19 protein-coding genes are annotated in these 21,589 nt (G+C 45.8%); 6 read left to right on the top strand and 13 right to left on the bottom strand.

Translation table 11 applies throughout. From position 1 onward, the window contains the following. Positions 1-74: 74 nt before the first annotated feature. From L865_RS0112685 to ardA, 4 genes are all read right to left on the bottom strand, one after another. A complete protein-coding gene (locus L865_RS0112685) occupies positions 75-1,184 on the bottom strand; it encodes a hypothetical protein (RefSeq protein ID WP_037471093.1) in 1,110 nt (369 codons plus the stop codon). 122 nt (positions 1,185-1,306) lie between these two features. After that, positions 1,307-2,551: a dimethylsulfoniopropionate lyase DddY gene (gene dddY / locus L865_RS0112680; protein ID WP_028773592.1), complete on the bottom strand. Its 1,245-nt coding sequence runs from the start codon at positions 2,549-2,551 to the stop codon at positions 1,307-1,309. Between the two features lie 389 nt (positions 2,552-2,940). Then, the gene (ardB, locus tag L865_RS0112675) at positions 2,941-3,294 is read right to left on the bottom strand and encodes an acrylate reductase cytochrome subunit ArdB (RefSeq protein ID WP_028773591.1); all 354 of its coding nucleotides are present in this window, start codon (positions 3,292-3,294) and stop codon (positions 2,941-2,943) included. 27 nt (positions 3,295-3,321) lie between these two features. After that, positions 3,322-4,842, bottom strand: a complete 1,521-nt coding sequence (ardA, locus tag L865_RS0112670; RefSeq protein WP_028773590.1) for an acrylate reductase flavoprotein subunit ArdA — start codon at positions 4,840-4,842, stop codon at positions 3,322-3,324. A 239-nt stretch (positions 4,843-5,081) separates the two neighbouring features. Between ardA and L865_RS0112665 the strand changes: the two genes are divergently transcribed. Then, positions 5,082-6,020, top strand: coding sequence for a LysR family transcriptional regulator (locus L865_RS0112665; protein WP_028773589.1), 939 nt, complete (start codon positions 5,082-5,084; stop codon positions 6,018-6,020). Here L865_RS0112665 and acuI read toward each other — a convergent pair. Beyond that, positions 6,010-6,990, bottom strand: coding sequence for an acrylyl-CoA reductase (NADPH) (gene acuI / locus L865_RS0112660; RefSeq protein WP_028773588.1), 981 nt, complete (start codon positions 6,988-6,990; stop codon positions 6,010-6,012). The two genes, L865_RS0112665 and acuI, sit on opposite strands and share 11 nt — an antisense overlap. A gap of 193 nt (positions 6,991-7,183) precedes the next feature. On the opposite strand from acuI, the gene trmL reads away from it, so the two are divergent. After that, entirely contained in the window at positions 7,184-7,648 is a 465-nt protein-coding gene (gene trmL, locus L865_RS0112655) for a tRNA (uridine(34)/cytosine(34)/5-carboxymethylaminomethyluridine(34)-2'-O)-methyltransferase TrmL (RefSeq protein WP_028773587.1), read from the top strand. Between the two features lie 41 nt (positions 7,649-7,689). On the opposite strand, the gene L865_RS0112650 is transcribed toward trmL, so the two are convergent. The 3 genes from L865_RS0112650 to L865_RS0112640 form a co-directional block, all read right to left on the bottom strand. Next, on the bottom strand, positions 7,690-8,205 hold the full coding sequence (locus tag L865_RS0112650) for a hypothetical protein (RefSeq protein ID WP_028773586.1): 516 nt from the start codon (positions 8,203-8,205) through the stop codon (positions 7,690-7,692). A gap of 128 nt (positions 8,206-8,333) precedes the next feature. Then, complete coding sequence (locus L865_RS0112645; protein ID WP_028773585.1) at positions 8,334-9,779, bottom strand: M16 family metallopeptidase; 1,446 nt, start codon at positions 9,777-9,779, stop codon at positions 8,334-8,336. Then, positions 9,776-11,095 carry a M16 family metallopeptidase gene (locus tag L865_RS0112640; RefSeq protein WP_425423634.1) on the bottom strand — a complete coding sequence of 440 codons (1,320 nt, stop codon included), beginning with the start codon at positions 11,093-11,095 and terminating at the stop codon, positions 9,776-9,778. Before L865_RS0112640 ends, L865_RS0112645 begins: the two co-directional genes overlap by 4 nt. A 253-nt stretch (positions 11,096-11,348) precedes the next feature. Between L865_RS0112640 and L865_RS0112635 the strand changes: the two genes are divergently transcribed. Continuing rightward, positions 11,349-12,056: a flagellar brake domain-containing protein gene (locus tag L865_RS0112635; RefSeq protein ID WP_028773583.1), complete on the top strand. Its 708-nt coding sequence runs from the start codon at positions 11,349-11,351 to the stop codon at positions 12,054-12,056. A 57-nt stretch (positions 12,057-12,113) separates the two neighbouring features. Here L865_RS0112635 and L865_RS0112630 read toward each other — a convergent pair whose 3' ends face one another. Genes L865_RS0112630 through L865_RS24570 form a run of 3 tightly spaced genes read right to left on the bottom strand, consistent with a single transcriptional unit; the run spans position 12,114 to position 14,672 of the window. Continuing rightward, entirely contained in the window at positions 12,114-12,752 is a 639-nt protein-coding gene (locus L865_RS0112630; protein ID WP_037471091.1) for a class I SAM-dependent methyltransferase, read from the bottom strand. A gap of 44 nt (positions 12,753-12,796) precedes the next feature. Next, positions 12,797-13,132 carry a hypothetical protein gene (locus L865_RS0112625; protein WP_028773581.1) on the bottom strand — a complete coding sequence of 112 codons (336 nt, stop codon included), beginning with the start codon at positions 13,130-13,132 and terminating at the stop codon, positions 12,797-12,799. Beyond that, positions 13,125-14,672: an EAL domain-containing protein gene (locus L865_RS24570; protein ID WP_245608433.1), complete on the bottom strand. Its 1,548-nt coding sequence runs from the start codon at positions 14,670-14,672 to the stop codon at positions 13,125-13,127. Before L865_RS24570 ends, L865_RS0112625 begins: the two co-directional genes overlap by 8 nt. A gap of 337 nt (positions 14,673-15,009) precedes the next feature. On the opposite strand from L865_RS24570, the gene L865_RS0112615 reads away from it, so the two are divergent. Next, positions 15,010-17,115: a sensor domain-containing protein gene (locus L865_RS0112615; RefSeq protein ID WP_028773579.1), complete on the top strand. Its 2,106-nt coding sequence runs from the start codon at positions 15,010-15,012 to the stop codon at positions 17,113-17,115. 218 nt (positions 17,116-17,333) lie between these two features. Here L865_RS0112615 and L865_RS0112610 read toward each other — a convergent pair whose 3' ends face one another. After that, complete coding sequence (locus L865_RS0112610) at positions 17,334-17,945, bottom strand: tRNA-uridine aminocarboxypropyltransferase (protein ID WP_028773578.1); 612 nt, start codon at positions 17,943-17,945, stop codon at positions 17,334-17,336. A 204-nt stretch (positions 17,946-18,149) separates the two neighbouring features. Between L865_RS0112610 and L865_RS24565 the strand changes: the two genes are divergently transcribed. Continuing rightward, positions 18,150-19,133, top strand: a complete 984-nt coding sequence (locus L865_RS24565; RefSeq protein WP_051484586.1) for a putative porin — start codon at positions 18,150-18,152, stop codon at positions 19,131-19,133. Positions 19,134-19,251: 118 nt separating this feature from the next. On the opposite strand, the gene L865_RS0112600 is transcribed toward L865_RS24565, so the two are convergent. Then, positions 19,252-20,454: a multidrug effflux MFS transporter gene (locus L865_RS0112600; RefSeq protein ID WP_028773577.1), complete on the bottom strand. Its 1,203-nt coding sequence runs from the start codon at positions 20,452-20,454 to the stop codon at positions 19,252-19,254. Positions 20,455-20,595: 141 nt separating this feature from the next. Here L865_RS0112600 and L865_RS0112595 point away from each other — a divergent pair, with 141 nt between their 5' ends. Next, positions 20,596-21,570, top strand: coding sequence for a LysR substrate-binding domain-containing protein (locus L865_RS0112595; RefSeq protein ID WP_028773576.1), 975 nt, complete (start codon positions 20,596-20,598; stop codon positions 21,568-21,570). The last annotated feature ends 19 nt before the right edge of the window (positions 21,571-21,589 follow it).

Below are 21,589 nucleotides of genomic sequence, written 5' to 3'. Positions count from 1 at the left end.
TGGTTACACCTACCTACAAAAACGCCAACCTTATCGGTTGGCGTTTTGTTATTGATTACGTCAATGGCTAACCATTAGAAGTAATATTGCATGTTGATGTTGAAACGATAATTCCAGTCGTCATTTGCTTGCGTTAGACCTAAGTTGTTTCCTCCTAACCACAAGACATTTTTAGCGCTATACAGGTCAACATAGACAAAGAATTGTCCATAACCTACCGAGACACCTGTCGTGTTTAGTATTGAGTCATCAAACTCGTCCACCTCAGGCTGCACCATGCTAAAGTCATTATATAAGGTATAACTGCCCCAGCTAGTCGCAATAGTTTTAGATAAGTTGGCCGTATATATATTGCCTTTGCTCGCCACTTCATAAAAGCCACCTAGCATGCCCATACCGATTTTGTTTGGATCAATTTGGCCATCATCATACTGATCAAAATCAAACGCCAAATACTGCGCCTGCAACCCCCAACCTGCGTAGTTCATATCAACATGCAGTGCATAGTTGAACATATCGCCGTTTTCACCAAATTCATCATTGTATAACTGGCCATATTCGACTGAAGCACCAACAACGGTGGTCAGTTCACCACTATTGAAAGTGAAGCTTTGACGACCCGCCAACATATTGGTCTGTTCATTGTTATAGGTCGTGTCGCCAATCGTGCCCTTTGCAACAGTCCCTGCAAAATCGCGATGGTCGGTTCCGCCATAAACGGCATTTTTGATAAACGCCAACTCGGTGGTCGACGCCCCATTCTCATAGGCCATTCCTAAACCCAGCCCAAAATCATCTTCAAAACCTAAATAGTAATTAAGGCTGTACCACCAGTTGTGTGATGCATAATTTTTATTACCAAATGGTTTACTAATTGCCCCTATATCAAACGTGATCTCATCACTATAATTCCAAAATGCGTAGCCATATTTTAAATGATCATAGCCATCATAAAACCGATATTCTGCTGCCACACCAAAATCATCCCAACTATGATTAATTTTAATACCAAGCATATTAAAATCTAAATCACCACCTTTATCTTTAGATGCATCAGAATATTCTTTGTAACTATAATTAGCGCGTAGAGAACCACTAACCACCGAATCATCAGCAAACGCTGACACACTATTAATACCCACCACCAATGCCACCATAGACATGGCAAAATTACGTTTACTCATCAAAACCTCTAATTAATTATTAAGCGTTAGAATATTTATTAAAAGACCGTACTAAAACTGATAGATCCCGTTCCTTGGCGTTGGTGGCAGGGGGAGCGCCCACCACCAATACCTATTGGCAACTACCATTTCAACTTCGTTAAATCACACTGAATTATTTCGCCGCGTTTGGCTGGGGTGCCGGGATTTTTAGCTGATTCACACAACAACGTAGTACCGTAATCATTGCGGGTATCATGGGCATTACTGCGCGCCCATACCGAGACAATAGCGCGCTCTTCTGGCTTAGCTTCACAACTACCATCGATGTCAAAACCATGGATGGTGTTTTGGTGGAAGTACAACAGCGCATCTTGATTGGCACTACCTGATAACCACATGGTTTGCGAATTATGCTGACCCTCGTCAAACTGAACTCGACGCATGCTGTCGGTCTCTTTTACGGTATTAACCAATGGCGAATCTTCGCGAATTGCCATAGTTTGGAATTGATTGGCACAAGCGGGCTCACGCATGTTGTAGTACATTTCTGAAATGGCATGATTGTGGAATGGATACAGGGTATTAACTGACTGTACTGTCATACCCACTTCAGCACCGACTTTCTCGCCATTAATGGTATCAATTCGCAATAACCCCCAATGGCCAAAAATTTCAGCATAGGCATAACCACCGCGGATATTATTGAAATTTTTGTCGTTGCGTTTGCTCTCTTCGGCATACATAGGGAACCAACCGGCCGCCGCCCATAAATTAGGGAGAGATTTGGCGCTAATGTCATAGGGGAAAACCGCTGGCATTTTAACTTCATCGCCAGTCACCATTTTGTAGAAGTTTTTGGTGAATGAATGACCTAGTTTTTTAACGTCTTTGTTAGTGACTTTAGTGTCAAAAAACTCTTTAAAGGTTGTGCGTTTAAAGTGCTGTGCAACAGGAGAATTTTTAGTAAGTTCACCACCTGGGTTGTAAATCCAATTCACATCCTCTCTGGCGCCAAAACACCGTTTTGCTTCATCCGGATTGTTGAGTACTTGATGAATATTTTTCACCATTAACTTCATATCACGACGATCCATCACACACATTTTCTGACCACCATTGGTAGTATCAAACATCGCCGTATCAGAGTTGAGACAATCACCTGCACTGTCATTAGTCAATGCCGTTGCATAAGCTTGCAAATAGCTCAGCGTTTCCTGCCAAAGTATGTCTATGTACTTTTGATCTTTTTGAGAATAACTAGGCGACTCACCCAAACAAACAAACTGCGCACTATCAATATCATTGACATCAAGATAATCAGGAATATCAGCAGCCATTGCACCGCTTGATAGTAATAAAGAACCAAACAAAATATTAAACTTCATACATCACCACTTATATTTATTAATTAATCAACACCCCTTTTCGACATCAATAGTAATATTGGAATCAATTCCAAAAATTTAACCAAAGCAAAGTAACCAATTAACATTGTTAACCCAGTCACACTTACATAACAAAAACATTTATAGGTCAAAACGTTAATAAACCAGATATTAATTTAGATAAAAGCTGGCAAATTGAAAGATAAAATAAAACATAGCCACCAACAAAATAATTTCCTATCAAAATATAAAAAACAAAAATAACCACACAAAAAATAAAAATTAACCGGAGGCTATTTAGTTATATTTACAACGAAAAAAAGCCGCCCTAACGGGCGGCTTTTAGATGCAAGGAAATATAGAGATGAGTGAAGCTATTTGAGTTCTATTTACTCTTTATGTTTATCAAACTTAAATGTATGACAGTTGCTGCACATCGGCTGCTTAGATTCATGCTCACCGTGACACTCTTGGCAAGGCAGCTCTTTGCCATAGTGCAAGTTATTATGTGGATTTTGCCACTTGTCTTCTTCACTACGTGCCGTTTGTTTGGCTAACTCATCAACATCGTGACACTGCAAGCAAGCCTGATCAGAAGGGAACTGCTTGATACCGTTGTCGTGACAAGCTTTACAGTCTTTGCCAATAACATCTTTGTGGTGGTCGCGAATTTCCACCGCTTGGGCTGATAGGCTCACTAAACCGGTCAGGACCAGTGCGAGTACAATATTCAGTGTTTTCATTATTGATTCCTCTTATTATTGGTCCAGTTAAGCCTTCATCATTGAGCGAGCGGCTGTCATACCCATCACCATGCACTCAGGAATAGAGCAACTACCTAAACGACTCACACCATGGATACCACCGCAAACCTCACCCGCTGCATAGAGCCCAGCGATTGACTGACCTGTGAAGCTATCTTTCACTTCGGCCTTAGTGTTGATCTGTACACCGCCTTGGCAGTAGTGCACTTTTGGCCATAGGCGAACCACAGTAAAGGGCGCTTCAATGTACTTGCCAGCGGCTTTAGTCATATTTTTGCCAAACTGTTTATCTTCACCAGATTTCACATAGCTGTTGTACTCTTCAATTTGCGCTTTTAGTGGCTTAAGTGGCACATCAAAGTGTTTAGCTAGTTCCTCGACGCTATCGAACTTCCAGCCCACGTTATACTTGATAACCTTCTTAGTATTTGGGTGTTTTTTCGAGTCTTTGTAGCTAGTGATCAAAATTGGAGGTAATGCATTACCTTGCTCATCGCGACACGCTAACTCGGCATCAGCACGGGTTTTACGGTCAGCAATTTCATCCATAAAGCGTTTACCCGTTAAGCGGTTAATCGCCATTGAATGCGGGAAATTATAGATAGAGTAGTTAGACACATAGCCAAAACCACCTTCATCTGGCGATGCCCATGGGCCTGACTGAATATGCGCTAAATGCACAGGAATCGCCCCTAAGCGGAACATTTCATACATGCCTTCACCGGTCGCCCCTGGCGCATTGGTACAACCCACTTCAGATGTTAGAGTCGGGTCTTGTGCCATACGTAAGTCAACATTTTGTGCAAACCCACCGGTCGCCATAATCACGCCACGCTTGGCTTTTATTTTAAGTACTTCACCTGGCTGGTCTTCACCGAAGTGATAGTTTTGGCGCATTTTAACCCCAACCACTTCACCTTTTTCGCCAACAAGGAAGCCTTCAAACTTGCTACGGTTGTGTGTGTTAACGCCTAACTTACGACACATTTTTAGTAATGGCTGGGTAATCCCAGCGCCACAACTCACCGTGGTTTGATAAGTCCGTGCAACCGAGTGACCGCCTAATTGTTGCAGATAAGGGTGATACTCACTGCCGGCATCAAAGGTCATTTCTAACGCTTCAACTGCATGTTCCGCCACATGGCGTAGTAACGCTTCATCGGCAATACCGCGACCCGCGGCAAGTTGATCCGCAACCATGCGATCAACACTATCCTTAACGCCTTCTTTTTTCTGCATAGGCGTACCCGGCGCAGCAAACAAGCCACCGTTAATCGCTGAGTTACCACCGAAATAAGACATCTTCTCGAAAATGTGCACATCTTTTGCGCCTTTTCGAGTCGCTTCGATTGCCGCGGCTAATCCCGCAAACCCTGAACCAATAATTAAGACTTCAACTTCTTTGTCCCATGTTACACCGTCAGCTTTCTCTGAAACTGCCATTGCTGGGGCGGCCATAGCAACACCTGCTGCAGCTCCCATACCTTTAATGAAATTACGGCGTCCAAGCAGATCTACATTGCTCATCTGTCATCACCCTTTTTAGTTTTAATTGACGCTGTCATCATAGAGCTGGAATCGGTTCCAAAATGGGAATAAAGGCACAATTGTGCTGTCCCTTGTTGCGGTAAATGTTAGAAATATGTTCGCGGTTATAATTTCTGCAGAAATGGTCAATGGCTAACAATTTGGAAGCCATTCCAAATTGATATCTGATGCAATAAGCCTAACAATAGGCTTGACGATAAACAGAGTGGATTAGCAATATGGAACTTGAAGAAGTTTACAGGCAAGACATTAGTCTTTTGATTGCATTGCAAATTTTAGTAGAAGAGCGCAGTGTAACGCAAACTGCAAAACGGCTTCATCTAAGTCAATCAGCCACCAGCAGAATTCTCAGTCGCTTGCGGGTGATGCTCAACGACCCATTATTTTCACGGGTAGGCCAACAACTGGTACCGACACAATTTGCCCTAGATTGTTATCAACAGTTACAAAACCCACTTGGTGAAATTATTGAAGTGCTCACACCACAAGCTTTTGTGCCACAGCACTGCCAGCAAAAGTTCACCATTGCGGCGACTGACTTTGCTATTCAAGCCTTATTACCATTTGTATTGGCAGACATCTATCGTCAAGCACCCAATATCAGCATCGAGATTGTGCCGGTGCAGCACCAAACTTTGTTATCACAGTTGAGTGTGCAAGACGTCGATGTCGCCATTTGCCGGGCAATCGGCCCGACTGATAACCTGCACCACCATCCATTGGGCCTAGTGGGTGTCAGTTGTTTAGTGGCAACCGATCATCCATTGGCAAATGCCAGCATGAGTCTAAGTGATTACTTACATTACCCCCATGTGACTACTGCCATTAGTGATGGCGTAAAAGCCATTGTCGACGGGGCTATTGAAGCTTACCCACCAAGAAAAGAGTTACTGCGCACCCCGTATTTAGGCGGCGCACTCAACTTGATAGAGCTGCAACCGGTCATTATCACCCTGCCCCAAGGGATGGCGCAACTTGCTGCTGAGCAGCATCAATTAGTGATCAAGCCGCTACCCTTTGCTATCGCACCATTGAACTACAGCTTATTTTGGCATTCCCGTGGACAATTAGATAAAGGACAGCAGTGGTTACGGCACACCTTAACCACTGCAATTACCAAACTATTAAATAATACCGCGGCGGAAACTACAGCTTAACCAATACTCGGCCCGTCACTGCGCCTTTAACAATCTTTTGCGCGAACTCAGGCACCTGTGACAGTTCAATGGTGGTACTCGCTTGGTCATAGTAGGCTTCTGGCAGCAATTCAACCACACGCTGCCACGCAGCTTGGCGTTTAGCAAATGGACAAGATACGGAGTCGACTCCTAGCAAATTTACCCCACGTAGAATGAATGGCATCACCGTGGTGGGTAAACCAAAGCCACCAGCTAAACCACAAATGGCAGCTGCGCCACCGTAATTCATCTGTGCTAAGGCGGTAGCGAGCACTTTGTCACCCACAGTATCAACTACGCCAGCCCAGCGCTGCTTTTCTAATGGCCGTGCATCGATAGATAATTCACTGCGATCAATAACTGCATTGGCACCCAGCTGCTTAAGCCAATCGCCGTTTTCGGCAACTCGACCTGAGCTAGCCACCACTTGATAGCCTAACTTGGCTAACAGGGTTACCGCCACACTGCCCACCCCGCCGCTAGCACCGGTGACCAATATCTCACCATCTTCGGGCTTGATGCCGACTTGCTGCAGCGCCTGCACACATAACATGGCTGTTAAACCTGCAGTGCCAATCGCCATGGCTTTTTTAGCATCACAACCAGCAGGCATAGGCACTAACCAGTCGGCTTTCACTCTGGCTTGCTGCGCCATGCCGCCCCAGTGGTTTTCGCCCACTCCCCAACCGGTAAGAATGACACTGTCACCGGGTTGATAACGTGGATCGGCTGAAGATTTAACCACACCGGCAAAGTCGATACCTGGCACCATGGGGAACTGACGAATGATTTTGCCCAGACCGGTCACCGCCAATCCATCTTTATAGTTTAATGATGAATAGCTCACTTCAACCAAGACATCACCAGCTGGCAGTTGCTCTGTGCTCAGCTGCCCTACGTTGGCAAAAGTTTGTTTATCTTCTTGGGTTAAGATTAATGCATCAAACATCATTGGCTCCTATGAGTAACTAACTCAAGCAGCATAATCTAAATTTAATTATGATTGAAATGCATTGTTTGCATGTTGAACATGCGCGCAATGCAAACATCGATCACTGCTCTCATTAGCGCTCAAGATTGAATCGCCCATCACCAGTAGATTTAGGTATAATGCCAACATTCACTTTTAGCAAAAGACTCATATGTTTCATATCGCCCTTTACGAGCCAGAGATAGCTCCCAATACCGGTAATATTATTCGCCTTTGCGCTAACAATGGTTGTCAGCTGCACTTAATCGAACCTTTAGGGTTTGATTTAGAAGAAAAGAAGTTGCGCCGAGCGGGATTAGATTATAGCGACTTGACCCGAGTGACCCGCCATAAAGATTTCGACAGCTTTCTGCAGGCCATGCAAGGCAAACGAATTATGGCCTGCACGACAAAAGGTAGTCGGCCACATTCTGAATTGAAATTTGCCCAAGATGACGTGCTGCTCTTTGGCCCAGAAACCCGAGGGTTACCCGCTGATATTATCGAGTCATTGCCATTAGATCAACGTATTCGCATTCCAATGGCGCAAAGCAGCCGGTCGTTAAATCTATCTAACGCAGTGGCGATTATCAGCTATGAGGCATGGCGACAAATCGACTATCGCGGCGCCTTGTAGGCTTAACATCAACCTCGCGCTATGGCCTTAACTTTTTGAGGTTAAGGCTTGGCCTGTTGCAAGCTGATGCCACGAAAGAGTTGGTACTGATCGCTATCGTCATCGAGGTACATGACACTTTGACGCCATAGCCACCCTTGGGCTTGCCTATCAAACCTAAGCTGAATCAGCGCCGGACGAGACAGACGCTGGCCTTCACCTAGCAAGGTATAGCTAGTCGCTTGTTGATAAAGGGTAAAGCGCTGTTGTTTGTCTTCATCTTCACCGGCATAAAAGGTTAATAGCACCTCATCGCCTTGCTGGCGAAACCACCAAGCTTCTGTGGCAGCGCTGGGATGCTTGGCACTAACATAGAGCATCAACTGTTGACCATCGGCGCTACACAACCCCTTGACCGAACTTGCCACCACCTCGCCTTGCGGCTGCGCAGAGTCACCTACCCAATATCCCTCTAGTGCTTGGCATAATGAAGCCAGCTCAACCCGCTGGCTAGCGGTCGCGCTAAAGGAAACCAGCATGCCAATGTTCAGTAAGATAGCAACAAGTAGGTTGGGCATAGATGCAGCTCTTGTCAGGCGGTAACTGAGGTTAATTATTATCCTAGCGCTGACCTAGCAAAATGGCTAGCATAAAAAAGGCGCTCGATAAGAGCGCCTTTTCACATCAGTAAATCGACTAACAGCAATTACTTACCAAAGCCGACATCTTTAATTTCAACTTGCTGCACTTCCCCATATTGCTTAGCAACATCGGCAATTTTTGCAGCGTTTCCTATCAGCACGTACTGCAGGTTTTGCTGCGGAAAGTAATCCGCCACTAGACGCTGACTTTCGGCGATGGTCAAGCCATCCACCTGCGCTTGGAAGTTATTGATAAATTGATCGTCAAAACCATACAGGTACATATCGGCCAACAAGCCAGCCAATTGGGCACTGGTTTCAAACTTAGGTGGAAATTGCCCTTTAACGTAAGCTTTGGCTGAAGCCAATGTGGCTTCATCGATGCCTTTTTCCCACAACCTTGCATAGGTTTTCAGCGCTAAGTCCATTGCCTCTTTTGTGGTTTCGCTTTTAGTAAAGGTACTGATTTGAAACACACCGGCTTGAGAATAAGCGCGAAATCCAGAACGTGCCCCATAGGTGAGACCCGCATTAACCCTGAGCTCATCATTTAGCCAAGAAGTGAATCGTCCACCTAAGATAGTGTTGACGACTTGTAGACCAACATAATCGGGATTGCTGCGAGCAATACCCTTACCACCAATCATAAATGTGGTTTCAATCGCATCACCTTTGTTGACGAGTAATACGCGGCTTGCAGTTAACGGGGCTAAACCGGTATCCAACGCGGGCGCTTGCAACTGTTCAGTGTTTTGCCACTGGCCGAAAAGTGACTGCAGTTGGCGCTTCATCGCTGCGACATCAAAATCACCCACTATCGAAAGCGCACTGTTGCTTGGTTGATAGTAACTTTGATGAAATGCACGCAATTGCGAAATAGTTAACGATTGCAGCGCAACACTATCACCAGAGACGGCATTACCATAAGGATGCTCGCCAAACACCAGCTTATCAAAGTAACGTGAAATCACTCGACGTGGACTTTCCTTCGCTTGCGATAGCCCAGCAATTTGACGCTGACGTAATTTTTCAAACTCCGCCGCATTAAATTCTGGAGCGGTAAGGACATCACGCACTAACGGCAACATCACATCGAGATCTTTGGCCATAAAGTCACTGACGATATAGCTACCTTCTTTACCGGCATCGGCATCAATGGATGCCCCAAGGAAATCAACCGTCTGTTCGATATCGGTTTTGGTTTTACCATTAGCGCCGAGCAATAGTGCTTGAGCGGTCATGGCAGCAACGCCGGATGTGGTGTCTTTAACAGCACCGGCGCGCACAACCGCATTGACAGTGATCAGAGGCACTTCTCGTTGCGGCATTAAGTACACAGTTAAGCCGTTTTCAAGCTGATAGGTTTCATAACTTGGTACGGCAAAGCTACCGGTATCAACCACATCACTGGTTTGAGTGGCAGCGCAACCACCTAAAGTTAATGCAGCGCCTAAGCTGATAACTTGCGCGAGCTTGGATAATGGCGCTGAGGTTAATTTGGCAAATATCATTGGTCCGTCTCCTCGGTTGCAGCCAGTACACCAACAGTGCGGTTTGAGCGGCGTAAATAGGTTTGAGCTACCCGTTGTACATCGGCAACGGTGACCTTGTTATATTGCTCTGGCGCGTTAAATAGCTGAGCATAGCTGCCAAAGTACAGCTCATAGGTGCCCAACGTATTAGCCTTACCATTAATGGTTTCCATCGCCCGGTAAAAATCCATTAGTTTAATGTTCTTCACTTTATCTAACTCGTGCTGGCTCACCCCTTCTGTGGCGATACGATTGATTTCGGCAATCAGACCTTTCTCGAGTTCAACGGCGGTAATGCCAGGATTGGCTACGCCCATAATATAAAACAGGTTCGGGTCAAAACTCATTGGCATGTAGGTTTCTACATTCAACGCAACCTGCTTTTCCACCAAAGATTGATATAAGCGAGAGCTATTGCCTTCAGTAAGAATGGATGACAATAAATCCAACGCATAATAATCGGCATTCGATGTCGCTGGCACGTGGTAGGCCAACATGACATTTGGCGTACTTACCGAAGCTTTATGCACAAACACGCGGCGCTCACCTTTTTGCAACGGCTCCACGGTTTTCACTTCTCTTGGTGGGGCCTGGGCAGGAATAGACGCGAAATATTGATTAGCGAGTTTTTTAACTTGTGCTAATTTCACATCACCCGCAATAACGACTACTGCGTTGTTAGGGGCATAATAGGTTTTGTGGTATTGCACTAGATCGTCTAAGGTCCAAGCAGCAATATCTGACTCATGACCAATCACTGACCAGCTATAAGGATGGGCACGAAAAGCAGCGCCTTTGACCTCTTCTTGCAAGGTACGCCAGTTAGAGTTCTCTAGCCCTGTTGTTCGCTCTGAGGCCACCACGCCACGCTCGCTTTCCACCATACCCGGATCGATATCAAGATCGGCGATACGGTCAGCCTCTAAATCAAAAATAGTTTCTATGGCATTGGCGGGAAACCAATTGGTGTAAACCGTGAGGTTTTCGGTGGTGTAAGCATTATTTGCTCCACCCGCCGCTTCCATGGTGCGGTCAAACATCTTAGGTCCATACTTTTTTGAGCCATTAAACATCATATGCTCGAAAAAATGAGAAATTCCGGTAATCCCGGGGACTTCATTACGTGAACCCACTTTCCAAAATAAGTACATGTTAGCGTTAGGAATAGAAGCATCTTCTATCACCATAATCTTCATGCCATTGTCGAGCGTAAAGCTCTTAATATCTTCAACTTGTGTGGCCTTGGTTGTCAGCGATACTAATAGCATCGCAATCGACAGACAGACCGCCATCATTTTACACTTCATGTGTCGCCCCTTTTGGATGAGCAAAGTCATTTGAACTTGCAACTTAACTGATTAGCACTATCCCGCGCCAATCAAAACTTCACTATCAAAAGCTATCTGGCCACTAAGATCAAGCGCCGAACATTATTCAACGCTAGTTATTTGTAACTTAATACGTTTATTCGCTACTATTAAGCGTCAAGCCAAGAGATTTAAACGGCTAACAGCGCCCATCGCATTGACATATTAAGGAGAATCGTCAGTGGCTAGCCCCAGTGATAACGACCATGCTCACTTAGACAGTATTAGCTGCAACACCGAGGTCAACCTACAGGTGTTAACCCCCACGCAGGCCATTCGGCTTAAAACCCGCTTAATCGGCGTCGACAGTGGCAAAGCGGTGATATTAGCATTAGGTAAAGACCGCCAATGGCAACTGGCATCTGAGTTCATCACTCATGGTCAGGGCGTAGTGGTGCGCATCATCAATGCTGAAGATCCCGAGGCCAATATCGTTGCGTTTCGCAGTAAGATATTGAAGTTACTTAATAGTGCGGGGCAATGGCTTATTATCGATTATCCCAAACAACTGCAAAGTGTCGCCCTGCGTCAGCATTCGCGTATCCCGATCCGCGTTGAAGCAGCAATTTATTCCACTAGCAGCAATACTGACGTTACCGGTGACAATGTCAGCGTAAAACCACTATCACGCGGCCATTTAGAAGATATTTCGATTAAAGGTGGCGCCTACCTTGGAGAAGCTATTGCTGAAGCTTCTGCAGACGATGAATATCAATTACAGGTCAACATTGAGCACGCAATGGAAACCTTATACGTGCCAATTCAAATCAAAAATATTCAGCCCATTGAACAAGCTGGGCTATGCCAATATGGATTTTGTATCGCAGAATCCAGCGAAGATGCAGAACAGTTTGTCCAAAAGGTAATTCTTAGCCATCTGATGCAATAACTAAAATAGGCCGCTTAGCGGCCTATTTATTGTGAATACGGTGAGTTTAATCGATACTTAGCTAGGTTTAAACATTAACACCACGTCTTTATCAGCAAACTCAAGCCGCCAGCCCCGTTTTTCTGCCAACCACTTAAAGGTGTTATCACTATAGAAACGAATGTGGGTCAAATCATTTTTATAGTGCCAGCCGGCAAATGCCGCTTCATCTTTAGCCCGTTTGGTCATAATCGCAATAACCGAGCCACTCGCCATCACGCTATCCAGTTGTGCGATTAACTGCTTGGCATCGGCAACATGCTCAATCACCTCGGTCATGGTGATAAAATCATAACGGCGCGTGAGCAACTGCGGCTCATTAAAGTAGTACAGGTCATAATTGCTCATATTGATGCCCTGCTCTTTGGCCATTTCGCTAATCGTTGGCCCCGGGCCACAGCCAAAATCCAACCCTTGCATACTGCCATCTATGTAGGCCAATAGCGGCTGCCAAGCTCGGCTTAAAAACCGTCGATAGCCGAGGTCTGTGGCATCATTTTGATGTTGATCATAAATGGCTTTTTCCTGCTCGGTCGAAAGCAAGTATTCATCGGGTACGCTAACCAAATCACACTGGCGACAACGTACATAGCGGCGAAACTTATCTTGATGAAAATCATCCAGTTGTTGGCTGTCACATAGGGGACAATACTTCAAAAAAACTCCAAAAATCGGCAACAAAGGCCTAAATTTATCATGACTTAGTTTGGCTTGGGGATTTTACGATCTTTTGCGGCTGCTTCTTTGGCTTCGCGTAAATATCGCTGCTCACGACTTTCACGCTGATTGAACTGTGCATTGGCTTTCGCCTTTTGCTCAGCCTCCCAATCGCCAGATGCTTGCCGCTCAAGCACCTGCTTTTCTCGATCTTGCGTCTGCTTAGCCGCTTCTTGAGCTTTGAGTAACTGTTGCTGCTCAGTTTTTGCTGCAATATCCTGCGCTTTTATGTAGGGCTTTTCTTTGGCCGAATTAGCCCAGCTACCCACGCTCACCACCAGCAAAGCCACTGTCCACGTTATACGGCTTAAGTTACTCATTTGTCGCTCCCTTTGACAAAAACTGCGCGTTATCATCCACGGTCTCCTTGGTAGAGGCCTGCCAATAGTCAACAAAATCTGCGGCACTCAGCGGTTTAGCAAAGAAGTAACCTTGCTGCAAACGCACCCCTTTACTCAACAGATCTGCAGATTGCGCGGCGGTTTCGACCCCTTCAGCAATGACTTGCAACTTTAACATATTGGCCAGCTGGATATTGGCATCTAATACTTGGGTTTTCTGCGGCGAATATAGCAAAGTATCCACAAATAGCTTATCAATTTTCATCACATCGATACTGAGCTCTTGTAAATATGACGAGCCACCATATCCGGTGCCCGCATCATCAAGCTCAACACATACGCCTAAATCTCTCATCGCCTTTAAATGTTTATTGGCACTCACTAAATCATGTAACGGCAATCGCTCCGTTATCTCAACCGCTAACTGCATTGTTGGGAAACCTTGCGCCGCTAATCGCGTCAGTTCATCGGAAAAGTCGGGCAACTCCACGTGCTTAGGTACCAAATTGATACTGCAACGAAACGACTTTGACTGCGCTAAAATTGGCGCTAAATCGGTAGGCATACGGCGCAATATCTGCAGGGTGACCTCATTAATCAGGTCGCTCTCTTCCAACGTTTGAATAAAATACCCTGGTGGCTCAATACTGCCATCGCTCTTACGCCAACGTAATAAGGCTTCAGCCGCAACAACCCTACCGGTCTGCGCATCAACGATGGGTTGATAGTAAGCGATGAAATCACCTTGTTCGGCAGCAACTTGCAACTGATAACTCAATGAATTTCTTAATGTATGTAACAGTCGCAGTAAATAGTAAATTAACAAAACCAGCATGGCTGAAAGGGGAGCGGTGATCAGCAAGCTATGTTTAAACTTTGCCAGTAAATCGGTTTGGCTAATATAAGTCGTGGCATAAAGTGGATAGCTGCTACTCGACGCTTCTACCGTCATCGCCACCGTCTCAGGCAGCTGCCCAAATTTGAGCACTTCAACATGATTAGTCAGATTGAGTGACACCATTTTTTGCTGCGGATTGCGATTGTCGGTGTAAAAGGCAGTTTCACCCAGTGCCACACGCACGGCATTGACGCGATCATCACCGACCAAACCGATAAATAGATCGCGACGTTTCTGCCCCTGCCAATAATGGCCTATAACCGCCAGCGGCTTTTTCTGCGCCTGCCCATCAAGAAACAAGTAGCGAGAAGGATCACGATCTTTATCTTCAATAACTAAATTGCCCACTACAGAGCAATAGGTCCACGGCGGCGCATCATCGTCGCGAATAAGGAACAATCCTGAGCCTAAGTGATTAAAGATAAATGATTCAAGCGCCTCACGACCTTGAACATCACACTGCTTGAAGTCTAGGGCATTGAGTTCTGCCAAACTGTGCTCGGCAATGCGCAGTTTATTATCAACAAAATGAAGTAATTTGCGCGCATCGGTCAGCGACTCACTGCGCAACGACCAAGCACTATAAAAATAAGCACTACTGAGTGCAAAGAGTGCAAACACTAAGGTCAACAATACCCTCAGAGTGAAACGCCTCCGCCGCGATGACATCATAGCGCAGCACAATTCCGGCAGGGTCTGCCCAATCCATTGATTATGTGCATACTTGTCTCCCCCAAGAACAATTGGCTAATTAGTGCCATTCTAGCGGCAAATTGGTCTAAAGGTGTTAATTAATTAGCGAATTATTCTTAACAGTCGCAATATTTGGCTAACAAGTTTGAGTAATCAGGCAATAAAGGTTATTTTTAGACCAATAACAATAAGCTATAAACCGTCAACGTGTATTAAAGGGATGCCGCCCTAGCTGTTGCAGGATGGTGATAAGGGAGTTTCACCCATGGACCTATGGTCTGACACATTAAGCCAATTGCGCTCCAGTCACGCTGATACTGAACGCCATATTATTGCGTGGCAATCAGCGTCATCATTGCCTATGCTGGCGGTTATTAAGGACTTTCATTTTATTCATGCCACCGCGCAAACCTTAGCGTATTTTGAAAGTCAGGCTGAAAACTTCATCAATGCGACTCCCTACGACTTCTCGCCACGCATTCAATCATCGGGTCGCAACAGCATCGAGTTCGCCCAGCACGTGATGCAAGAAGCCGCCCGCGGCAGTATTAAATCATTCGATTGGTTACATATGAGCCAGCAAGGGGCTGAACTGCCGACAAAGGTCACTCTGTATCCAGCCTCACTCAATGAGCAAGCGGTGTTAATTGCCGAGCTCACCCCAGTTAACCGCCGTAGTCGAACCAGAAAAAGCAGTCGAAATGGCTTTGAGAGCTTGCCCAAACAGCTGCTTTCAATTGCATTAGAAGACAGCGCTGAAGCGGTATATATCACGGATAGTCAGTATAAAATTATTGCCGTCAACAAAGCCATGTGCCGTATTTGTGGCTATAGTGCAGATCAATTACTCGGTAGAAGCCAAGACTTTATCGACAGCAGCCGTACCAATGATGTTGTCGATAAAAGTTACCTTGGTACTCTCGAGGAGCGAGGCAACTGGCAAGGTGAAGTCGAAATGCAGCGCTCAGATGCGACACATTTTCCGGCCTGGAAAAGTTGTCGTAAAATCCATACAGAGCAAACCGCTTATTTTATTACGCTTTTTAGTGATATTAGTTCCAAGAAAAAACTCGAAGACCGACTGACAGAGCAGGCGCTATTTGACACATTAACCGGCCTTCCCAACCGCCATCAGCTCAAAGAGATTCTTAATCAAGCTTTAGTGGACAGTAAACAACAGCCGCATTTAGTTGGCGCACTGATGTTTATGGATCTCAACGGCTTTAAAAACATCAATGACTGCTTTGGTCATGCTACTGGCGATAAGGTGTTGCAGTTAGTCTCGGCACGGCTTGAGGCCTGCTGCATAGAAAAAGCCGACATCGCGCGGCTTGGAGGTGATGAATTTACCTTAGTCCTGCAAGGCTGTGTTGATAAAAATGAAGTTGAAGAGGTTTCACGGCAGGTCATGCAAGTATTTGATGCACCTTTTGAAATTGACGGCCAAAAGTCCTATCTCGGCACCAGTGTTGGCATCGCCATGTTCCCAGAGCACAGTGACCAGGCATCACAATTACTAAGCTTTGCCGATACAGCTATGTATTGCGCGAAAAAAAGCCCCAATCATTTGCTGTTCTACAGTGCCAGTATGCATGAAGATGCCGAAAAGAAACTCAACATGCTTAGCGAGCTGCGCCATGCCCATAGTCTGAACCAATTTCAATTAGCTTATCAGGTGATCGTCAATCTTGAATGCAACAGTGTTATTGGCGCCGAAGCGCTGCTTCGCTGGCAAAAACCTGATGGCCAAATTGTCCCAGCGGTTGAATTTGTCCCACTGCTAGAAGAAGCCGGGCTGCTGATCACCTTAGGCCAATGGGTGCTAAATCAAGCTTGCAGCCAAATCGCAAAGTGGCGTGCCAGCCACGATACCGACCTTAAAGCCTGTGTGAATATCTCTCCAACGCAACTCGCGCACCCAGATTTTCTTGAGCATGTCACCACCGCACTAGAACGCAGTAATTTGCCAGCCGATGGGTTAGTGCTCGAAATCACCGAATCGGCACTATTAAGACAACCTGAGCTTATCAAGACCACGCTTATCAAGCTAAAAGGTCTGGGCATTAATATTGCGATTGATGACTTTGGTGCCGGGTTATCATCACTGAGCAAGCTAGGTTCGCTACCCATTGATAGCTTAAAGATTGATGCAGGTTTCGCCCAGCGCCTCAGTGAGCCACAGGGTAAGGAGTTATGCCAGGCAATGATTCAATTGGCGCAGGCGTTAGATATTAGCTTTGTGGTAGAAGGGGTTGAAACTCGGCAACAAAAAGAGCTACTGGCGCGCATGGGGAAAGGCTTTGCACAAGGGTATTTCTTTGGTCACCCGAGTGCAGCAGAGCAATTTACCAGTGACAATTTTGACGACTAATATCAATTTGATTAGCGGGAAGCTGTGCCACCTGGGTTTCCCCTAAAGCGTTGCCTCCCTGCATGGACAACGCGATGACACAACCCCCAATCCCCCATTGGGCGACAACAGGCATTAGACCTGAATCCTTATTGAAATATCGTGATCTGAGCGAAGATTTGTTCAGCAAGCCCTGATATATGTCACAAAATTGCAGTAAAGCCAGTGACCTAGATTTATCATTCTGTGTCAGTTGATTTGCGGTAACGTTGACGCACCTCTGCAGGCATTGCCGCTAAACGCCTATTAACCATTGCAGCCAAAGCGTCGGTGAGCGGTGTCACATCGAGATTATTGTCCAGCTGTTTTAACGTCATCGCGGCTGCCTCTAACGTGGATAGACTATCACTGCGACTGGATTTACGAATGGTGTAGTTAGACGCTGACGCTAAATCAAAATGCAATGCCCGATACTGGCTCAACCAGGGGTTCAGTTGCAATAATTTGTAGGCCTTACGCCAGGTACCATCAAGTAGAATAAATACTGCATTGCTCGGCACTGCAGCTTGCCCTATCTCTTTGCTGTCATCACTGGGGTAAATCAAAAACACCGGTTTACCGCACTGGTTTAAGTAGTGTTGTAACGCGGCAAAATCTGCACTCTGCTCACCCACAAACACTTTTAAGTTGCTCAGTACCAACTGCATCAGCCGCACACTGTTTTTGGCATGACCCACCTCACTAGGGCGCTGCATTACAATCAATTCTTGCTGATGATTGAGCGGACGAATGGCGTCACATATACATGCATTAAGCGGAAATAAGCAAGCATCACAGCAGTTTCTAGACATGACTTCCCAATGATTGATTACGAGATATCGATACAGTTTGATTCAATTAATATCTATATGTATCAGCCTGTTAAATGCTAATTTAATGCACTAGTTGAAGATTAAGTTAGCTGGCTTTATTGCGCTTAGCTAACATAACGCCGTCACTATTTAGTCGCATCATTAAGCTGTCGCTAAATAGATCAACAATAACAAGGATGTAATATGCGCAAACCTGCGAAGTACCCAATCATAGCCATTGCCATGCTCGCTGTACCCTCGTTGGTGCTTGCCAACACTGGCCAGTTTAATCATCAAGCTGATCTGAGTTATATCAACAATGATAACATAGACAGTTATTTGTCAGGCAGTGATCTATGGCAAGTCAATTATCGTTACTACCTCGATGAAGTTGATGTTGCCAATGGCCCCTATGCACTCAACGGTTTTTTAGCTCAAAGCAGTCAATTTGGTGCGTTCTATACCGCTCAACAAGACTCGTTATCAGGCGGTGCAAAAGCCGATAGCGACTTCTACGGTGTTGATGCAACCTATGTGTTCGATAACGGCTGGTTTGTCGGTGGACGTTATCAACAATCTAAACCTGCACAACTGAGTAACACCTTTTCCCAAGACAGTGATGAATATGGTTTATCTTTGGGGTATTACCTTAACGATAACGCATCTATTACGGTGTTCTATAGCAACGAATCACAGGATGATTCATATAAGACGTTAGATAACTTTATAAATCGTGAAGAAAAAACCATTGATGGTTTTGGGATTGAGTACCGACACTTTATTCGATTCGAGACTACCGCCGGTATTGATTTTTATCTTGTTGGCGAAAAACAAGATATAGAGCAAACTAATTTAAGTCATTGGCAATCTAGTCCAACGACAAGTCAGTATCAGGCTGATGTGTATGTAGTTTCAGCGTCACTGGACTGGTTTATTAATAATTCGTGGTCACTCGGAGCTCACTACATGTGGCGGGATTTGAGCTATGAATATAACTCCGACAGGAACAATGGCTACTATGAGAGCGGAAGTAACAGTATTGATCAGCTTAGCCTCAACACCGCCTACTGGTGGCAATTTTCTGATCACCTAGCCGCTCAATTTCATGCAGAACAGTTTTTTGGTGACCGATACGATGGCACATTAGAGGGCTTTTCCGCTGGCGCGAGCCTAATAGGGCGTTTTTAGATAACCATAGAAAAACGCCACTGTGGTGAGCAGTGGCGTTTGGGGTTAGCACTGAGTGATAGGGTAAGAGATCACTAAGTGATATAGCGAGCAGCAACTCGAGTCACTGCGGTGCAATTTAGTGGTGATGTTGCTCTTGGTGCCAACTATCAAACTTTGGCATCGCCATCATTAATAACAGTGCGCTGGCTAAACAGCCCATCACTAATGCCACAGCATAAGGGGCGGGAATCGCCGTTTGCTGCACTAATCCGGTCAGCAATGATGCACCACTCATCTGAATAAAGCCTAACGTTGCCGTTGCTGTACCTGCCCGCTCACCAAATGCTGACAACGCCATACTAGTTGCGGGGCCAAGCAATAACGCAAAACCTATACACAGCAGCATCATAGGTAACATAAAGGCAAACGCAGCAGCTAGACCTTGCTGCGGACCAACCTGTTGGGTAATAACCTGAATCACCGCCGATGCTAACATTGCCGACAAGGCCACAATGACCGTTGGCCGGTTGCCCAAACGTGTTATCACCATAGGTGCCACAAAGCAGGCCACAATATTGACCAGAGCATTAAGTCCAAAAAGCCCACTAAAGGTCAGCTCAGATACCCCGAGACGATCGATTAACCATACTGGTGAATAAGACACATAGGTTAAAATCGCCGCCATACCGGCCATACATGCAAAGGCATAGAATAAGAAATGCGGTTCTTTCAATACCGGCTGATAACGGGCCCAACGATATAGAGGGCCAGTAGTCACGGTATTGCTAGGTCGAGTTTCAGGTAATCGGTAACCCACCAAAACCATAATGACCACCGCATAAAGCGTCATAAATACGAAAGTAGAGCGCCAACCAAATTGCAGTGCTAATAAGCCTCCAAGGGTAGGTGCTAAAGCCGGAATGACACAAATCACCCCGTTGAGATAACTGTAGTAACGTGCGCCCTCTTTTGGTGTAAAACAATCGCGCACGGCACTAAACACCACAATAGAGGTGGAACAAGCCGCTAAACCTTGCAGCACTCTGGCAATTTGCAACCAATGAAACTCAATGGCAATTGCCGCTAATATACTGCTGGCGATATAGAGTAACACCCCACCTAAAGCGACAGGTCGACGACCGTAACGGTCAGCAAGCGGGCCAATTAGAATTTGCCCGACACCCATCGCAAATAGGAACAATACTAATGTCGACTGCACTTCACTGGCCGACACCGAAAATTCGGCGGCCATTGTGGGCATAGAGGGTAGATAAATATCAATGGCAAGTGGGCTTAACACCACCATCGACATCAGTATTGGCAGTAAATTTCGACGCATGATTCTCTCAGTATTACAGCTCAGTGAGTGTGCTCAGTTGAGCCTTGGTGTATCCGTTATTGAGTGTTGATATTACCCAAACAATGTTATGAATAGAAATGGTATAATTTCAGAACTGAATTTCCCCTGAGGAATATCTTAATGAGCCTAGATAACCTAGCCCGTATCGATCTTAACCTGTTAGTCATTTTGCAGGTGTTACTTGAAGAACACAGCGTGACGCGGGCCGCCAATCGGCTCCACCTAAGCCAATCTGCGCTAAGTAAAAGCTTAAATCGACTAAGAGAAACCTTAGACGATCCCTTATTTATTCGTACCGCTCATGGATTAAAACCGACAGCCCATGCGGTGCAACTCAGTCAGCAATTACCCGATATGTTGCAGCGCTTGCATCAGCTAACTCAGCCACCGAGTTTCATACCGGCCAATAGTACGCGGCAATTCTCTTTTGCCATGGTTGAAAGCGCCTATGAAACCTTAATGCCTTATTTTATTGGCCCACTGCTGAACAACGCCCCCAACCTGCGCCTAGATACCTATTTTTGGTTGGAGCAGTCGATGCCAGCGCTGCAACAAGGTCAAATCGATTTTGGTATTGCCGGTCGCGATCTGCATCCCCAGTCAGATTTTCGCGTTGAGCAATTACCCGAAGGCATCGCCCACCAAACTTTGTTTACCGACCATCAGGTTTGTCTCGTCCGTCAAGACCACCCCATCTTATCTACGGTGCAGCAAGGGCAATGGAATTTAGCGGTTTATTTGGAAATGAGCCATGTACAAGTGCGTTGTGAGGGTAACGAATGGTGGGCGCTAGACTACCACTTAGCCACCCAAGGGCACCGCCGACGCCTCAGTACCACGGTACCGGACTTTTATGGTGCTGCCAGTATTTGTGCCCATAGCGATCTGATCTTTACCTTGCCATCGAGTTTCGCCCGCCATGCAAGCAAACTCTACCCATTGGTTGAGCTGCCACTGCCAATTAAGTTTCTGCCGCTGGCCTATGTACTGTTATGGCATGAACGTAATAACGATGAACCAGGGCATAAATGGATACGGCAAACGATTTGTCAGAAAGTCGCCGAAGCGTTTCGCGATAACCATGATGCCCCTTAATTCGTACTGATTCAGCTTA

Origin of the sequence: Shewanella waksmanii ATCC BAA-643, assembly GCF_000518805.1 — a bacterium.
In the GTDB taxonomy this organism is placed as follows: Bacteria; Pseudomonadota; Gammaproteobacteria; order Enterobacterales; family Shewanellaceae; genus Shewanella; species Shewanella waksmanii.
The sequence above is the reverse complement of the archived record's forward strand: the minus strand, read 5'-3'. Positions and strand labels throughout refer to the sequence as shown.